The following is a 14039-nucleotide window of genomic DNA, read 5'->3' as shown; positions in this document are numbered from 1 at the left end:
GACGCGGGGGCCTATGCCCCCACTGTCAGCTTTTCTTGCGCCGCCGCTTGGTGGCGCGCTTGACCTCGGCCAGCCGCGCCTTGGTCGAGACGCGACCCGGCCCGGCGCGACGGCCCTTGCTACGCCCGCGCGGCATCGCCTTGCCGTCCAGCTCCAGCAGTTCCAGCATCAGACCGCCGGTGACGGGGACGGCTTCGGCTAACCTGACGGTGACACGCTGGCCGACGCCGATTTCCAGCCCTGTGTCACTGCCGACTAAAGTGTGCCCATCGGGATCGAAGTGGAAATATTCCTGTCCGATGGCGCGGATCGGAAGCAACCCGTCGGCCCCTGTTTCGTCCAACCGCACAAAGGCGCCGAACTTCTGCACGCCATTGATGCGACCCGTCATTTCCGTGCCGACGCGTTCGGACAGATAGGCAGCTAGATAGCGGTCGGTCGTGTCGCGTTCGGCGGCCATGCTACGGCGCTCGGTCTCGCTGATATGGGTGGCGGTTTCGGACAGCCGTTCGATTTCGTCCGCGTTCAGCCCGTCCTTGCCCCAGCCATGCCCCGCGATCAGCGCCCGATGCACGATCAGGTCGGCATAGCGGCGAATGGGCGAGGTGAAATGCGCATAGCTTTTCAGCGACAGCCCGAAATGCCCGTAATTCTCGGGGTGGTAATAGGCCTGCGTCATCGACCGCAGGGTCGAGATGTTGATCAATTCGTCGAAGTCGGTGTCCTGCGACTGCGCCAGCAGACGGTTCAGGTGGCTGGTGTGCAGCACCTGCCCCTTGGCCAGCGTAAAGCCCGAGGCCTGCGCGACCTCGCGCAGGGCGTCGATCTTGGCAAGGCTGGGCTCCTCGTGGACGCGGAACAGCAGGGGGCGGGACCGTTTGGACAACTCCTCGGCGGCAGCGACATTCGCCAGCACCATGAATTCCTCGATCAGCTTGTGGGCGTCGAAGCGGTCGCGGAATTTCACATCCTTGACGCGGCCATCCGGTGTCAGTTCGATCCGGCGTTCGGGCAGGTCCAGTTCCAGCGGCTGACGACGTTCGCGTGCGGATTTCAGCAGGCCATAGGCATGCCAAAGCGGCGTGATGACGTTATCCATCAGCGGCGCAGTCTGTTCGTCGGGATTGCCATCGGCACCCGCCTGCGCCTGTTCATAGGACAGGCTGGCGCGGCTGTTCATCATCGCGCGCTGGAAATGGTGGCTGACCTTGTTGCCCTGAGCGTCCAGCCGCATCCGCACGGTGATCACGGCGCGATCCACGCCTTCATGCAGCGAACACAAATCGGCGGACAACGCCTCGGGCAGCATCGGCACCACGCGATCGGGGAAATAGCTGGAGTTGCCGCGGTTCCATGCCTCGCGGTCCAGCGCGCTGCCGGTGCGGACGTAATAGGCGACATCGGCGATGGCCACCCAGATGGTCGCACCGCCATCACCCTCGGCTTGTGCGGCAACAGCGTCATCGTGGTCACGCGCATCGGACGGGTCGATGGTGACCAGCGGCAGATCGCGCAGGTCGTCACGGCCCTTCATGGTGGCGGGCTTGGCGGATTCCGCTTCGTTTATGACGGCATCGGGAAATTCGTCGGGGATGCCGTGCTGATGGATGGCGATCAGGCTGACCGCACGCGGGGCCGACGGATCACCCAGGCGGTCGATGATGCGCGCCCAAGGCACGCCCATGCGGTTCTTGGGGCCGACCTGTTCGCCCTGCACCAATTCGCCATTTTCTGCGCCAAGGGTCGCATCGCTGCGGACGCGCCATTCGCGGTCCTGGCCCTTGTCGATGGGCATGATGCGGCCGCCTTCGGTATCCTTGCGGAAGATGCCGGTGATGCGGTTGGGGCTGGCGGTGACGCGGCGGATCAGCCGGGCCTCGTATTGGTATTCCTCGCCCACGACCGGGGCCAGGCGACCCAGGAAGCGGTCGCCGCGCCCCAGGGCCGGGTCGCTTTCGCGCGGGACGTAAAGGATGCGGGGCATCGGGCCTTCGTTGCGCCACTCCATCGGACGCGCGAACAGGTCGCCCGACCCGTCGGGGGCCAGCAGCTCCAGCACCGTCACGGGTGGCAGTTTTTCGGCGTCCAGATAATGTCGGCGGCGGCGTTCAAGCTGGCCTGCGGCCTCAAGCTCCTTCAGCAGGCGCTTGAGGTCGATGCGGGCCGCGCCCTTGATGCCGAAGGCCTTGGCGATGTCGCGTTTGGAATTGGCCTCGGGATGTGCGGCGACCCATTCCAGAATCTGTTCTTTGCTTGGGATCTGGGTCATGTCCTACCTGTCATTTCGGCCCCAACGCTGCCAGGCAGGTCAGAGTTCGCGTGTCATGTCCCGATGCGGGATTCCCGCGTCGTCGTAAACCGGTCCCTGCGCCTGAAAGCCAAGTTTTTCGTAAAAACCGATGGCATGGGTCTGTGCGCCCAGCTTGGCGGTGGTGACGCCGGGATGCGTGCGCAGCACATCCATCGAGGCGCGGATCAGCTGCGCGCCCAGTCCCGTGCCCCGGGCCTGCGGCAGAACGCAGACGCGGCCGATCTTGCCGATATCGCCGCGGATCAGCAGACGGGCGGTGCCGACGGGCACGTCGTCCTGCCATGCCAGCAGGTGGATGGCCTCGCCGTCCAGATCGTCCATTTCATCGGCCTCGGGGACGTTCTGTTCCTCGATGAACACCGTGCGGCGCAGAGCGTGGCAGGCGGCCAGATCGTCGGTCTGTTCGATCCTCATGCGAAATAGCTTTCAAGGATGCGCTGATAGATGGTCTTCAGCTGGTGGATCTGAGCGACGGGCACGCGCTCATCGACCTGATGCATATGGTGGCCCACCAGCCCGAATTCCACAACCGGGCAGTGATCCTTGACGAAACGCGCGTCCGACGTCCCCCCCGATGTGGACAGGACCGGCTGGCGGTTGGTTTCCTGCGTGACGATGCCGCGCACCAGATCGACGAAGGGGCCGGGCTCGGTGATAAACGCTTCGCCTGAGATTGCGGTGGCGACGGTCAGGGTAACGCCGGTGTCGGCAGTGATGCGGGCGGCGCGTTCGGACAGATCGGCGACCAGCGATGCGCCGGTATGCAGGTCGTTGAAACGGATGTTCACCACCGCGCTGGCGCGCTCCGGGATCACGTTCGACGCCGGATTGCCGCAATCGATGGTGGTGATCTGCAGCCCCGAGGGGTCGAAATGATCCGTCCCCTGATCCAGCGGTGTGGCGGTCAGTTCCGACAGATAACTCGTCAGCGCATGCAGCGGGTTCTTCGCGCGATGCGGATAGGCGGCATGCCCCTGCTGGCCCTTGGCGGTGATGGTGAAGGTGGCCGAGCCGCGCCGGCCGATCTTCATCATCTCGCCCATCACATCGGGGTTCGACGGCTCGCCCACGATACAGGCATCCATGCGTTCGCCATTGGCGGCCATCCAGTCCAGAATGGCGATGGTGCCATCCTTCGACGGGCCTTCCTCATCGCCGGTGATGGTCAGGATCACCGCGCCATCGGGGGGTGATTCACGGGTGAAATCGATGGCGGCGGCAACAAATGCCGCAACGCCCGACTTCATGTCGGTCGCGCCGCGCCCCCAGATGACGCCATCCTCGACGTGGCCGCTGAAGGGCGGATGGGTCCAGGACCCCAGATCGCCCGGAGGCACCACATCGGTATGGCCGTTGAAACCGAAACTGCGCGCGCCCTTGGTCCCCCACCGTGCAAAGAGGTTCGAGGTGCCGTTGCGATCGACCCGCGTAACTTCAAAGCCGGCATCGCTCAGCATGTCGCCCAGCAGGACCAGCGCGCCGCCCTCTTCCGGCGTGACAGAGGGGCAGCGGATCAGGCGGGCGGTCAGTTCGGCAGCATCGGTCATCACAGGCTCCAGATTTCGAGGGCGCGGCGGATCAGGTTCAGGCCGGTCAGGATCAGCAGGACCAGCGTCCAGCGGCGGAATTGGGTGACATCAAGCCGGTCCTGCATGGCAAAACCCAGCTTCATGCCGATGATGGCGGGAATGCACAGCACCGCCGACAGCGGCAGCGTCTGCGCGTTCAGCACGCCCGAAAACAGATGCGCCACCGTCAGCACCACCGCGCCGATCAGGAAGACCACGCCCTGCACGCGGACCTGTTCACGCTTCTCGGTGCCGATGGACAGCAGATAGACGATCAGCGGTGGCCCCCAGATGCCCGAGACCCCACCATAAAGCCCGCCGATGATGCCCGACACGGCCTCGGCCCGCTTGCGGTGATGCAGGTTCAGGACCAGCGGACGGCCAGACAGCTGCCACAGCGCGAACGCCGTGATCGGCACGCCCAGCAGCGCATACATCATCCATTGCGGGATGGATGCCGCGAACCCTGCCGATACGCAGATGAACAGCGCCACCATCGTGATATGCAGCCGGAACTTGCGTGTCGAGGCGATGGCGGGGCCGACCCCTTCGCGAAACGCCTGCTGGATGTTGGTGATCAGCGTCGGCAGGATCATCGCCGCCAGCGCCACGGGTGCCGTCATGATCGACCCGAAGGCCGAGATCATGATCATCGGCATGGCAAAGCCCACGGCGCCTTTCACGAAACCCGCAAAGCCGGTGATCGCCACCGCCGCCAAGAATTGCCACATTTCCAATCCGAACATGGCGGCACGCTAACTGGCAGCCGTGGAAAGGAAAAGCCGCTTTTGCAGCCCCTGCACTGCCACATTCCGTTGCGACATATTAGATCACTAAAGTCCAATATTTCGCAAAATTGTTGCGCGACAGAAATCGAAGGTCTATTCATGCTGCAGTGCCGCAAAGGGGTGAAGCGATGAAAGACATGCAGCAACACAGCGAAACCGTCCTGTCCGAGCTTGATGCATTGCTGGCGCGGGCCACCACCGCGGTCCGCGACCTTGTCGCTCCCTCGGGCCGTGTGGATGCGCAACTGCTGGAGACCCATCAGCATGCCGCCCACGCCCTGTCTTGGCTGGCGACTTACGTCGAATCCCTGAAACAACTGTATGCCTGGTCCGAACGCGTTTCCGGCCCGATCGAAGGCCTGATCACCCGGATCGGCTTTGGCGAATACCTGACCCAGATCGCGCATGGCATCCCCATGAGCCAGACCGAATTCGCCCGCCTGTCCGATCTTGGCATCGACTGGACGCCGTCTGATGCTGCAACTGCGCTAATGGCGGGAAACACGCCGCAAGCCCGCGCGGAACTGGCCGCCCTGATGGCGCAGAACCCCGGTGCGGCAACCTTCGGCACCTCAGGGCTGGATGAGGATCTTGAGATGATCCGCGACCAGTTCCGCCGCTGGACCGACGACAAGGTCGTCCCCCATGCCCATCAGTGGCATCTGGACGACCAGCTGATCCCGATGCAGATCATCGACGAACTGGCCGAACTGGGCGTCTTTGGCCTGACCATTCCCGAAGATCAGGGGGGCTTGGGCATGTCCAAGGCCGCTATGGTCGTGGTCTCGGAAGAACTGTCGCGCGGCTATATCGGTGTGGGGTCCCTTGGCACCCGCAGTGAAATCGCGGCCGAGCTGATCATCGGCGGCGGCACTGACGCGCAGAAGGCGCATTGGCTGCCCAAGCTGGCCAGCGGAGAGATCCTGCCCACCGCCGTATTTACCGAACCCAATACCGGCAGCGATCTGGGCAGCCTGCGCACCCGCGCGGTCAAGGATGGCGACGACTGGGTGGTCACGGGCAACAAGACATGGATCACCCATGCCGCCCGCACCCATATCATGACGCTGCTGGCCCGCACCGACCCCGACACGACCGATTACCGCGGGCTGTCGATGTTCATCGCCGAAAAGACGCCGGGCGATGATGCCGACCCGTTCCCCACCCCCGGCATGACCGGCGGCGAGATCGAGGTCTTGGGCTATCGCGGCATGAAGGAATACGAACTGGCCTTTGACGGCTTCCGCGTGGCGGGCGACAACCTGCTGGGCGGCGAGACTGGCCAGGGCTTCAAGCAGCTGATGCAGACCTTCGAATTGGCCCGCATCCAGACCGCCGCCCGCGCCATAGGTGTTGCCCAAAACGCACTGGAACTGGGGCTGCAATACGCGCTGGACCGCAAGCAGTTCGGCAAGCCATTGGTCGAATTTCCCCGCGTTGCGGATAAACTGGCCATGATGGCTGTCGAAATCATGATCGCGCGGCAGCTGACTTATTTCAGTGCGTGGGAAAAAGATCACGGTCACCGTTGCGATGTCGAGGCCGGCATGGCCAAGCTGCTGGGTGCCCGCATCGCATGGTCCAGCGCCGACAATGCCCTGCAAATCCATGGTGGCAACGGTTTTGCGCTGGAATATCAGATCAGCCGCGTGCTCTGCGACGCCCGTATCCTGAACATCTTTGAAGGGGCTGCGGAAATTCAGGCTCAGGTCATCGCGCGCCGTCTTTTGGGATAACGCGCTGAAGGGTGGATCGGCGCAGGGTTTAAGGTTATTTCAGGTCAGTTTCGAATTCCCTCCCAAGGAGCCCGCCATGTCGTTCACCTTTCGCCCCGCCCTTTTCGCCGCTGCCGCCGCGACGCTGACCCTTGCCGCCTGCGCCCAGCAGCCCAAAGGCGATCCGATGGGCGGCATTCCGGCCAATGATTACGTGCTGGTCGGCATCGCAAACGGCACCGTGCCGCTGCGCAACATCACCATCACCGTGCGTCCCGAAGGCGTCTCGGGCCGCGGTCCGTGCAACGGCTATGCCGCCAAGAACACCGCGCAGCTGCCCGCCGTCGCCTTCGAACCGCTGCAGACCACCGGCGTCAGCGACTGCAAGGACGCTGCCGTCGAGCAGCGCTTCTTCAACGCGCTGCAGCAGGCCAATGTAATGGAATATTACGGCGGCGTCCTGCGCATCAAAGGCCCGACCTGGCTGATCTTCGAAAGCGGCCGTCCCGCCAACCTGCAGACCGACGCGCTGTTGACCGCTCGCGGCAACGAATAATCACACCGGCGGCTGGCCCCGATCGCGGGCCAGCCGTTTGACCAGACGGTCCCGCGCAGCTGGCAGATGCCGACCCACCAGTTCGGCACCCAGGCGGTTCTCCAGAAAATAGCCGGTGATTGTCAGCCCTTCGTGCAAGCCATGATCGCGGTTTGTCTGCACGCCGCCCATGATGGCAGGCAGCGGAAACAGCCGATCCGCCCATTCCCCCGCCCCTTCCCGACTGACCGCGCGACCTGATTTCGGGCTGACGAAGGCTAATCCGGTTGTCGCACCCGTCACCGCGCAGGACGACAGGTCCAACCCGAAGCCCATCTCATCCAACAGGCACATTTCCCATGCCAGATACAGCGCGGGCCAGTCGCCGCCCGCCTCGATCAGGTCCAGCAGCGCCTCGGTCTGTTCGACCAACCGGGGATGGGGGTCGCGTTCGGGCAGGCCAAAGACCAGCAGCGCGCAGATGGCGTTCAGTCCGGCTAGCGACAGCGCATCGCCCATCAGACCGGGCCGTAGACGCAAGGGCTCGGCGACAAAGGTGCCCAGTTGATCGGCCTGGCGCGCCCGCCAGCGCAGCGACAGCCGCGACCCCGGTTGCAGCATGGCCGCCCGCGTCCGCGACGTGCCGCCCGGAACCACCCCCGCATGGCGGCCGTGTTCCCGAGTCAGTACGTCGATGATCACCGCCGTTTCGCCATGCGTTCGCCGGGCGATCACCGTTCCTTCAGCCTGCCATTCCATCACTGCCTCCGATCACGGGGCAGCTTGCGACAGGTGGCGTCGCAGGGCCAGACGCCGCGGCGCACCGGCTCTGCAAAATCGCGTCAGGCGACCAGCGTGACGCCGTCCTGCGCGTGGCGCGTGGCCATATCGCGGCCCGAACGACCCTTGACCAGCATGCGCGCGGGGGCGGCCTGATGGGTGTCATCGGCCAGCGCGGGGAACAGGGCCAGGATTTCGTCACGGGCAGCGGGGCCCACCGACAACAGCGCCTCGGCCCCGGTATAGAGCGATTCGGTCGGTGCCCCGTTCGAGATGACGATCTGGTGCCGATCGAACAGGATATGGGTATAGCCGACCTGATCCAGATCCTCGGCCAGCGCGATCCCGTCCAGCGCGATCAGCTGCTTGGCGGCGACCAGTACCTCGGTCGTGCCGAACATCTGTTGGGCGATGGCGGAACGCACCAGCACGCGATGCTGCGGCGACACCAGCAGATCGGCGGTGGGCAGCCCCCCGCCCAAGGCGCCTGCGCTGATGCGCACCGGACGCATCCGCGGCATCGCCGCCAGATCGACCGAGACATGGCCGACCCACCGCAGCGGCTGAATGCCGTCATCGGCCGTCTGGACCATGTCGCCGACGCGCAGGTCCTGGACGGGGCGCGGCCCATCGGCCGTTTGGATCATCACGTCATCCGCAAAGCAGACGTAATTCGTGACAGGCCGATCCTGACTGAAAGCGACCGTGGTGCTGTTGTTGACGCTGGTCAGGCGCAGCGTCTGGATGGGCTTGGCCTCGAGCCTTGCGGCATCGACGGCAGACACCGAAGGCGCCAGATAGGTGTCGCCATTGGTCATCTGCACCACACGCGCCGCGATCGTGGTCGTCGTATTGTCGGTATAGGTCAGCGTCGCGTTATAATAGACCGCGGCGTCGTGGATATAGGTCTCGCCAACGCCATCCTTGTCCAGATCGATGACATAGCGGTCATTTGTCAGCGAATTGTCGTTGTCCATCGTGCCAGCGGTACCGCCGACATCGATCGCCTGCGCCGAGAAGATCTGCTTGGACAGCGGTTGCAGCGCCGTTCCAAAGTCCCGGTTCAGGATCAGCGACGCGCCTTCCGACGTGTTGTTCCCCTCGGTCGGATCAAGGATTTGGGTCAGCTGGCCAAGATAGAGGACGTTCCAGGTTGTGGGCATGGTGTCGATCCGATCATGTCATCGGACGGTCGCAAAACGCGGGCGCGATTCAACCGTCGGCTGAGTGTAAGTCATCATTCATTAACCCACATGTCAGACGATTTGAACAGAAAAATACCGAAACCGGCCTTGCGCCTGCAAGGCTGGCGCCATCGGATGACCGGAATGCTTATTGAATGCGCGATGCCGTGGGGGCGGCAGCGCGTATGCGCCGACGGGCCTGCCCGATCAGGGTCGCAGTATAGACGACCAGCGCCGCCCAGATCATCGGGAAGGCGATCAGGCGCGCCCCGTCGAAGGGTTCGCGGAACAGCACGACCGCGCAAAGGAAGATCATTGTCGGCGCGATATATTGCAGGATGCCGATGGTCGACAACCGGATCAGCTTGGCCCCATTTGCATAGAACAGCAGCGGGATCGCCGTGATCGGCCCGCAGCCGATCAACATCAGCGTATCGAAGGCCCCCGACCCGAAATGCGCCTGCCCCTGCATGGCCTGCCAGATCAGGAAACCGGCAGCCAGCGGCGTCAGCAGCAGCACCTCGAGCGTGAAGCCCTGATTGGGACCAAGCGGCAGGCTCTTTTTGCAATAGGCGTACATCCCCCAGCTGAGCGTCAGGCCCACCGCCACGATGGGCAGGCTGCCTGCGCTGACCGTCAGGATGATGACCGCGCAGGCCGCCAGCGCGATGGCCGCCATCTGCCCGCGCGACAGCCGTTCGCGCAGCAGGGTCGCGCCCAGAAAGACGCTGAACAGCGGGTTGATGTAATAGCCAAGCGCCGCATCCAGCGCGTGATCGTTGGCGATCGCCCAGACATAGATCATCCAGTTGATCGAGATCAGCACCGCCGTGATCGCGGCCATCCCCAGCAGGCGAGGGCTGCGAAGCGCGGCGCGCACTTCGGCGGTGCGGCCCTGCCAGATCAACACACCCGCCGCGATGGGCAGCGACCACAACACCCGATGGGCGATGATTTCCGCCGCAGGCAGATGCGACAACGCCTTCATGAAGATCGGCAGCACGCCCCAGATCACATAGGCCGCGATGGCAAAGATCAGGCCCTTGGGCGAATCGGTCTGGGGATCGGGGATGCTGCTCATGGCATGTGCATATTCTGCAACGCAAAGCCGCGCCAGAACTTAGAACAGCCCGTCCTGATCCAGCAGGGTCCGGCCGTCTCGGCTCTCGATTTCCAAGACCCAAAGGTCGGGGTCGCGGGACCGTTGGCGGGTAATGGCGGCGTCGATGTCGCGTTCGGGGCCGGACTGGCTGCACACCCAGGGGCGGGTGTCGCTGTCCATGTCCCATTCGCGCATCCACAGGTCCGCCTGCCCGTCCAGCCGCGCACATTTCACCGCGATGGCGCCTGCAGTGTCATCGCCCCGCGCAGTGACATAGGCGGGGATATTGGCAAGACCCAGACGGGCCAGATAGGCGGACACCCAGATGCCCGCCGCCAGTCGTGCTTCAGTCATTCCCGTCGCGGAAATTCAGGCCGATTTCGTCATAGCGCTCGGCCTCGTTCAGCCAGTTCTCGCGGACGCGAACCTGCAGGAACAAGTGGCAGCGGCGGCCCATGAACTCTTCCAGCTCGACCCGCGCGGCCTGACCGACGGCCTTGATCGTTTCACCGCCCTTGCCCAGGACGATGCCCTTGTGGCCTTGGCGGGCGACATAGACGACCTGCTCGACACGGGCGCTGCCGTCGTCCTTTTCCTCCCAGGATTCGGTTTCCACCGTCAGCTGATAGGGGATTTCTTCGTGCAGGCGCAGGGTCAGCTTTTCGCGGGTGATCTCGGCGGCGATCATGCGCATGGGCAGGTCGGCGATCTGATCCTCGGGGTAGAGCCACGGGCTGAGCGGCAGCGTTTCCGACAACCAGCGGCGCAGACCGCCACAGCCGTGGCCGCGTTCAGCCGAGATCATGAAGGTTTCCACGAAGGGGAAGGCCGCGTTCAGCTTGGCCGACAGCTCCAGCAGGGTCTCGGCCTTGACGCGGTCGATCTTGTTGATAACCAGCGCAACGGGCGTATGTTCGGCAACCTGCGCCAGCTGTTCCATGATGGCCTGCACGCCCTCGGTCATGCCGCGATGCGCCTCGATCAGCAGCAGGACGATGTCGGCATCCGATGCACCACCCCAAGCGGCGGCGACCATGCTGCGATCCAGACGGCGCTTGGGGCGGAAGATGCCCGGCGTGTTGACAAAGACCAGCTGTGCGGGGCCGTTGACGGCGATGCCGCGGATGCGCGCGCGCGTGGTCTGGACCTTATGGGTGACGATGGCGACCTTGGCCCCCACCATCTGGTTCAGCAGCGTCGATTTCCCGGCATTCGGCTCGCCGATCAGGGCGATGAAACCCGCGCGGGTCGGGCCGTGATCCTGAGGGGTTTCGGTGGGGTCCAGATCCTGGGTCATGTTGTTCCTTCCAGCCGGGCCAGCAACGCCTGTGCGGCGGCCTGTTCGATGCTGCGTTTGGTTCCTGCGCCCTGCGCCTGGGCGTGACGCCCGTCGGCCAGGCGGACGGTGATGCGGAAGACCGGCGCGTGGTCGGGACCACTGCGTTCGGTCTGTTCATAGACGGGGGGTGGCATGCCCTGCGATTGCGCCCATTCCTGCAGCGCGGTCTTGGCGTCGCGGCTGTCGGCCTCGACGTTGTCCAGCCGGTGCTTCCAGTGGCGCAACACGACCTTGCGCGCGGCATCATAGCCGGCATCCAGATAGACGGCGGCCAGCACGGCCTCCATGCCGTCGGCCAGCAGCGCATCCTTGCGGCGACCTCCGGACAGCATTTCCGACCGGCCCAGCTTCAGCACGTCGCCCAGCCCGATCTGGCGGGCGATGGCGGCGCAGGTCTCGCCCTTGACCAAGGCGTTGTAGCGCGGAGCCATCTGGCCTTCGCTTGCCTGTTCGTCGGCAAAGAACAGCGCTTCGGACATAACCAGCCCCAGAACGCGGTCGCCCAGAAATTCCAGACGCTGGTTGTCGGGGCGCGTCACGCTGGCGATCGAGCCGTGGGTCAGCGCGCGCACCAGCAGTTCGGGCCGCGCAAAGTCGTGGCCCAAGCGGTCCATGAAGGCGCGGATGTCGGCGCCGGGGGTCACTCCACCGCCTTGAAGAAGCGGTCGGGACGCCATGTCCAGAAATACAGCAGCGAACGCCCGGCAGACGAGAACATGATCCGGTCTGCGCGACCGATCAGATATTCCGCGGGAACAAAGCCCAGACCGCCGATTTCCTGCGGGAAACGCAAATCCTCGGAATTGTCGCGGTTGTCGCCCATGAAGAAATACTGGCCTTCGGGGACGGTGAAAGTCGGAGTGTCATCGGCCACCCAGCCATCGACGATGTTCAGGATCGAATGGCTGGCGCCGCCCGGCAACTCTTCGGTGAAGCGCTGCTTGATGCAGTCGTCACCTTGGGCGACCGGATCGTTGACGCAACGGGGCACCAGACCCTGAGGGCCCTGCTGTTCCTTGGTCTCGACGAAATCGGGTGCGGGGGTGACGGGCACTTCCTCGCCGTTCAGCCACAGGCGACCGCCGCGCATCTGGATGGTGTCGCCGGGCAGGCCGATGACGCGCTTGATGAAATCGACGTTGCGGGTCGGGTGGCGGAAGACCACGACGTCGCCGCGTTCCGGGTCGGACCCCAGAATGCGTCCCGAAATCGGGCAGGCGGCAAAGGGACAGGACACGGCCGCATAGCCATAGGCCATCTTGTTCACGAACAGGAAGTCGCCGATCAGCAGCGTGTCCTTCATGCTGCCCGACGGGATCCAGAAGGGCTGGAAGAACAACGTGCGGAAGATCCCCGCGATGACAAGCGCCCAGAAGACGGTCTTGATCGTTTCCCAGATGCCGTCCTTTTTCGGGACCGTACTGTCGGCCATGATGTGTCCGTTCCTTCCTGGCACTTGCGCAGCCTGCCTGCACAGGCGTGTTCTTGATCCCCGACGGGGGGCAAAGTCAAGTCTGGGCGGGTCCCGGCCGGGCTTCGATGACCACGAAAGCCTGTGCCCATGGGTGATCGTCGGTCAGGGTGACATGCACGACCGCGTGATGGCCCGCAGGCGTCATCGCCGCCAGCTTTTCAGCCGCCCAGCCCGTCAGCGCCATGACCGGCTGCCCGCTGCGCAGGTTCGTCACCGCCATGTCGCGCCAGCTGATCCCCATGGCCAGCCCGGTGCCAAGCGCCTTGGAGCATGCCTCCTTGGCGGCCCAACGTTTGGCAAGCGTGCCGGCTTCATCGGCGCGGCGGGCGGCCTTGGCCAGTTCCGTAGGGGTAAAGACGCGGTTGCGGAAACGGTCGCCAAAGCGGTCTAGCGTACCTTGGATGCGGTCGATATTCGCGAGGTCGGTGCCGATACCCAGGATCATGGCGCGGGCTGCCGATGTGGGATCATGGGTATTTGGACAACCAAGAAATCAGGCACGGGCAGCGGCCATCCGGCGGTGCATTTCGCGGATCGCCCCATCAAGGCCGGTGAAGACGGATTCGGCGATCAGAAAATGTCCGATATTCAGCTCTTTGATCTGGGGGATCGCGGCAATGGGGGCGACGGTGTCATAGGTCAGGCCGTGGCCTGCATGCACCTCGAGGCCAAGGCTGTCGGCCAGTTCGGCGCCCTTGCGCAAAGCCTCCAGTTCGGCATCGCGTTCGGCATGGCGGCCTTCGGTGTCCAGATCGCAATAGGCGCCGGTATGCAGTTCGACCACAGCCGCGCCGATACGGGCGCTGGCGCGGATCTGGTCGGGTTCGTGACCGATGAACAGCGATACGCGGCAGCCTGCATCGCGCAGGGGGGCGATGAATTCGGCCAGCATCGCCTCGTTTCCGGCGACATCAAGGCCACCCTCGGTCGTCCGTTCCTCGCGCTTTTCGGGGACGATACAGACGGCGTGGGGGCGATGGCGCAGAGCGATCTGCTGCATTTCGGGGGTCGCGGCCATTTCGAAGTTCAGCGGCAGGTCCAGCCCGGCCATCAGGGCGTCGATATCGGCATCGCTGATATGGCGGCGATCTTCGCGCAGATGCGCTGTGATACCATCGGCACCGGCTTTTTCCGCGATACGGGCCGCGCGCATGGGATCGGGCCAAGGGGTGCCCCGGGCATTCCGGATGGTGGCTACGTGGTCGATATTGACGCCAAGGCGCAGCATGGGATCCTCCGCAAG

At 64.3% G+C, this 14039-nt stretch carries 15 protein-coding genes; 2 read left to right on the top strand and 13 right to left on the bottom strand.

The window, feature by feature from the left end; all coding sequences use genetic code 11:
- Nucleotides 1-25: 25 nt before the first annotated feature.
- Genes rnr through SJY40_RS01040 form a run of 4 tightly spaced genes read right to left on the bottom strand, consistent with a single transcriptional unit; the run spans nt 26 to nt 4625 of the window.
- The gene (gene rnr / locus SJY40_RS01055; RefSeq protein WP_378941732.1) at nt 26-2269 is read right to left on the bottom strand and encodes a ribonuclease R; all 2244 of its coding nucleotides are present in this window, start codon (nt 2267-2269) and stop codon (nt 26-28) included.
- A 39-nt stretch (nt 2270-2308) separates the two neighbouring features.
- Nucleotides 2309-2725 carry a GNAT family N-acetyltransferase gene (locus tag SJY40_RS01050; RefSeq protein WP_378941730.1) on the bottom strand — a complete coding sequence of 139 codons (417 nt, stop codon included), beginning with the start codon at nt 2723-2725 and terminating at the stop codon, nt 2309-2311.
- On the bottom strand, nt 2722-3861 hold the full coding sequence (dapE, locus tag SJY40_RS01045) for a succinyl-diaminopimelate desuccinylase (protein WP_378941727.1): 1140 nt from the start codon (nt 3859-3861) through the stop codon (nt 2722-2724). Before dapE ends, SJY40_RS01050 begins: the two co-directional genes overlap by 4 nt.
- The gene (locus SJY40_RS01040) at nt 3858-4625 is read right to left on the bottom strand and encodes a sulfite exporter TauE/SafE family protein (RefSeq protein WP_378941725.1); all 768 of its coding nucleotides are present in this window, start codon (nt 4623-4625) and stop codon (nt 3858-3860) included. Before SJY40_RS01040 ends, dapE begins: the two co-directional genes overlap by 4 nt.
- A 170-nt stretch (nt 4626-4795) precedes the next feature.
- On the opposite strand from SJY40_RS01040, the gene SJY40_RS01035 reads away from it, so the two are divergent.
- Both SJY40_RS01035 and SJY40_RS01030 read left to right on the top strand, forming a co-directional pair.
- A complete protein-coding gene (locus SJY40_RS01035) occupies nt 4796-6403 on the top strand; it encodes an acyl-CoA dehydrogenase family protein (protein ID WP_378941723.1) in 1608 nt (535 codons plus the stop codon).
- A 76-nt stretch (nt 6404-6479) separates the two neighbouring features.
- Nucleotides 6480-6938: an META domain-containing protein gene (locus tag SJY40_RS01030; RefSeq protein ID WP_378941720.1), complete on the top strand. Its 459-nt coding sequence runs from the start codon at nt 6480-6482 to the stop codon at nt 6936-6938.
- Here the strand turns inward: SJY40_RS01030 and recO are convergent, their stop codons facing one another.
- From recO to SJY40_RS00985, 9 genes are all read right to left on the bottom strand, one after another.
- Complete coding sequence (gene recO / locus SJY40_RS01025; RefSeq protein WP_378941718.1) at nt 6939-7676, bottom strand: DNA repair protein RecO; 738 nt, start codon at nt 7674-7676, stop codon at nt 6939-6941. It abuts the gene before it with no gap.
- An 83-nt stretch (nt 7677-7759) separates the two neighbouring features.
- On the bottom strand, nt 7760-8860 hold the full coding sequence (locus SJY40_RS01020) for a Hint domain-containing protein (protein WP_378941716.1): 1101 nt from the start codon (nt 8858-8860) through the stop codon (nt 7760-7762).
- Nucleotides 8861-9029: 169 nt separating this feature from the next.
- On the bottom strand, nt 9030-9962 hold the full coding sequence (rarD, locus tag SJY40_RS01015) for an EamA family transporter RarD (RefSeq protein ID WP_378941714.1): 933 nt from the start codon (nt 9960-9962) through the stop codon (nt 9030-9032).
- 39 nt (nt 9963-10001) lie between these two features.
- Nucleotides 10002-10337 (bottom strand): DUF1491 family protein, encoded by a 336-nt coding sequence (locus SJY40_RS01010; protein WP_378941712.1) that lies wholly within the window; start codon nt 10335-10337, stop codon nt 10002-10004.
- The gene (era, locus tag SJY40_RS01005; RefSeq protein ID WP_378941710.1) at nt 10330-11280 is read right to left on the bottom strand and encodes a GTPase Era; all 951 of its coding nucleotides are present in this window, start codon (nt 11278-11280) and stop codon (nt 10330-10332) included. The genes SJY40_RS01010 and era overlap by 8 nt, the downstream gene beginning before the upstream one ends.
- Nucleotides 11277-11999 carry a ribonuclease III gene (gene rnc / locus SJY40_RS01000; RefSeq protein WP_378941708.1) on the bottom strand — a complete coding sequence of 241 codons (723 nt, stop codon included), beginning with the start codon at nt 11997-11999 and terminating at the stop codon, nt 11277-11279. The genes era and rnc overlap by 4 nt, the downstream gene beginning before the upstream one ends.
- Nucleotides 11963-12754, bottom strand: coding sequence for a signal peptidase I (lepB, locus tag SJY40_RS00995; RefSeq protein ID WP_378941705.1), 792 nt, complete (start codon nt 12752-12754; stop codon nt 11963-11965). The genes rnc and lepB overlap by 37 nt, the downstream gene beginning before the upstream one ends.
- A 76-nt stretch (nt 12755-12830) precedes the next feature.
- Nucleotides 12831-13241, bottom strand: coding sequence for a holo-ACP synthase (acpS, locus tag SJY40_RS00990; protein ID WP_111558397.1), 411 nt, complete (start codon nt 13239-13241; stop codon nt 12831-12833).
- 48 nt (nt 13242-13289) lie between these two features.
- Nucleotides 13290-14024, bottom strand: a complete 735-nt coding sequence (locus tag SJY40_RS00985) for a pyridoxine 5'-phosphate synthase (RefSeq protein WP_378941702.1) — start codon at nt 14022-14024, stop codon at nt 13290-13292.
- Nucleotides 14025-14039: the final 15 nt, after the last annotated feature.

Source organism: Paracoccus sp. R86501, from assembly GCF_042466435.1.
Lineage (GTDB): Bacteria > Pseudomonadota > Alphaproteobacteria > Rhodobacterales > Rhodobacteraceae > Paracoccus.
Note: the sequence above shows the minus strand (reverse complement) of the source record. Positions and strands in the feature narration are given on the sequence as shown.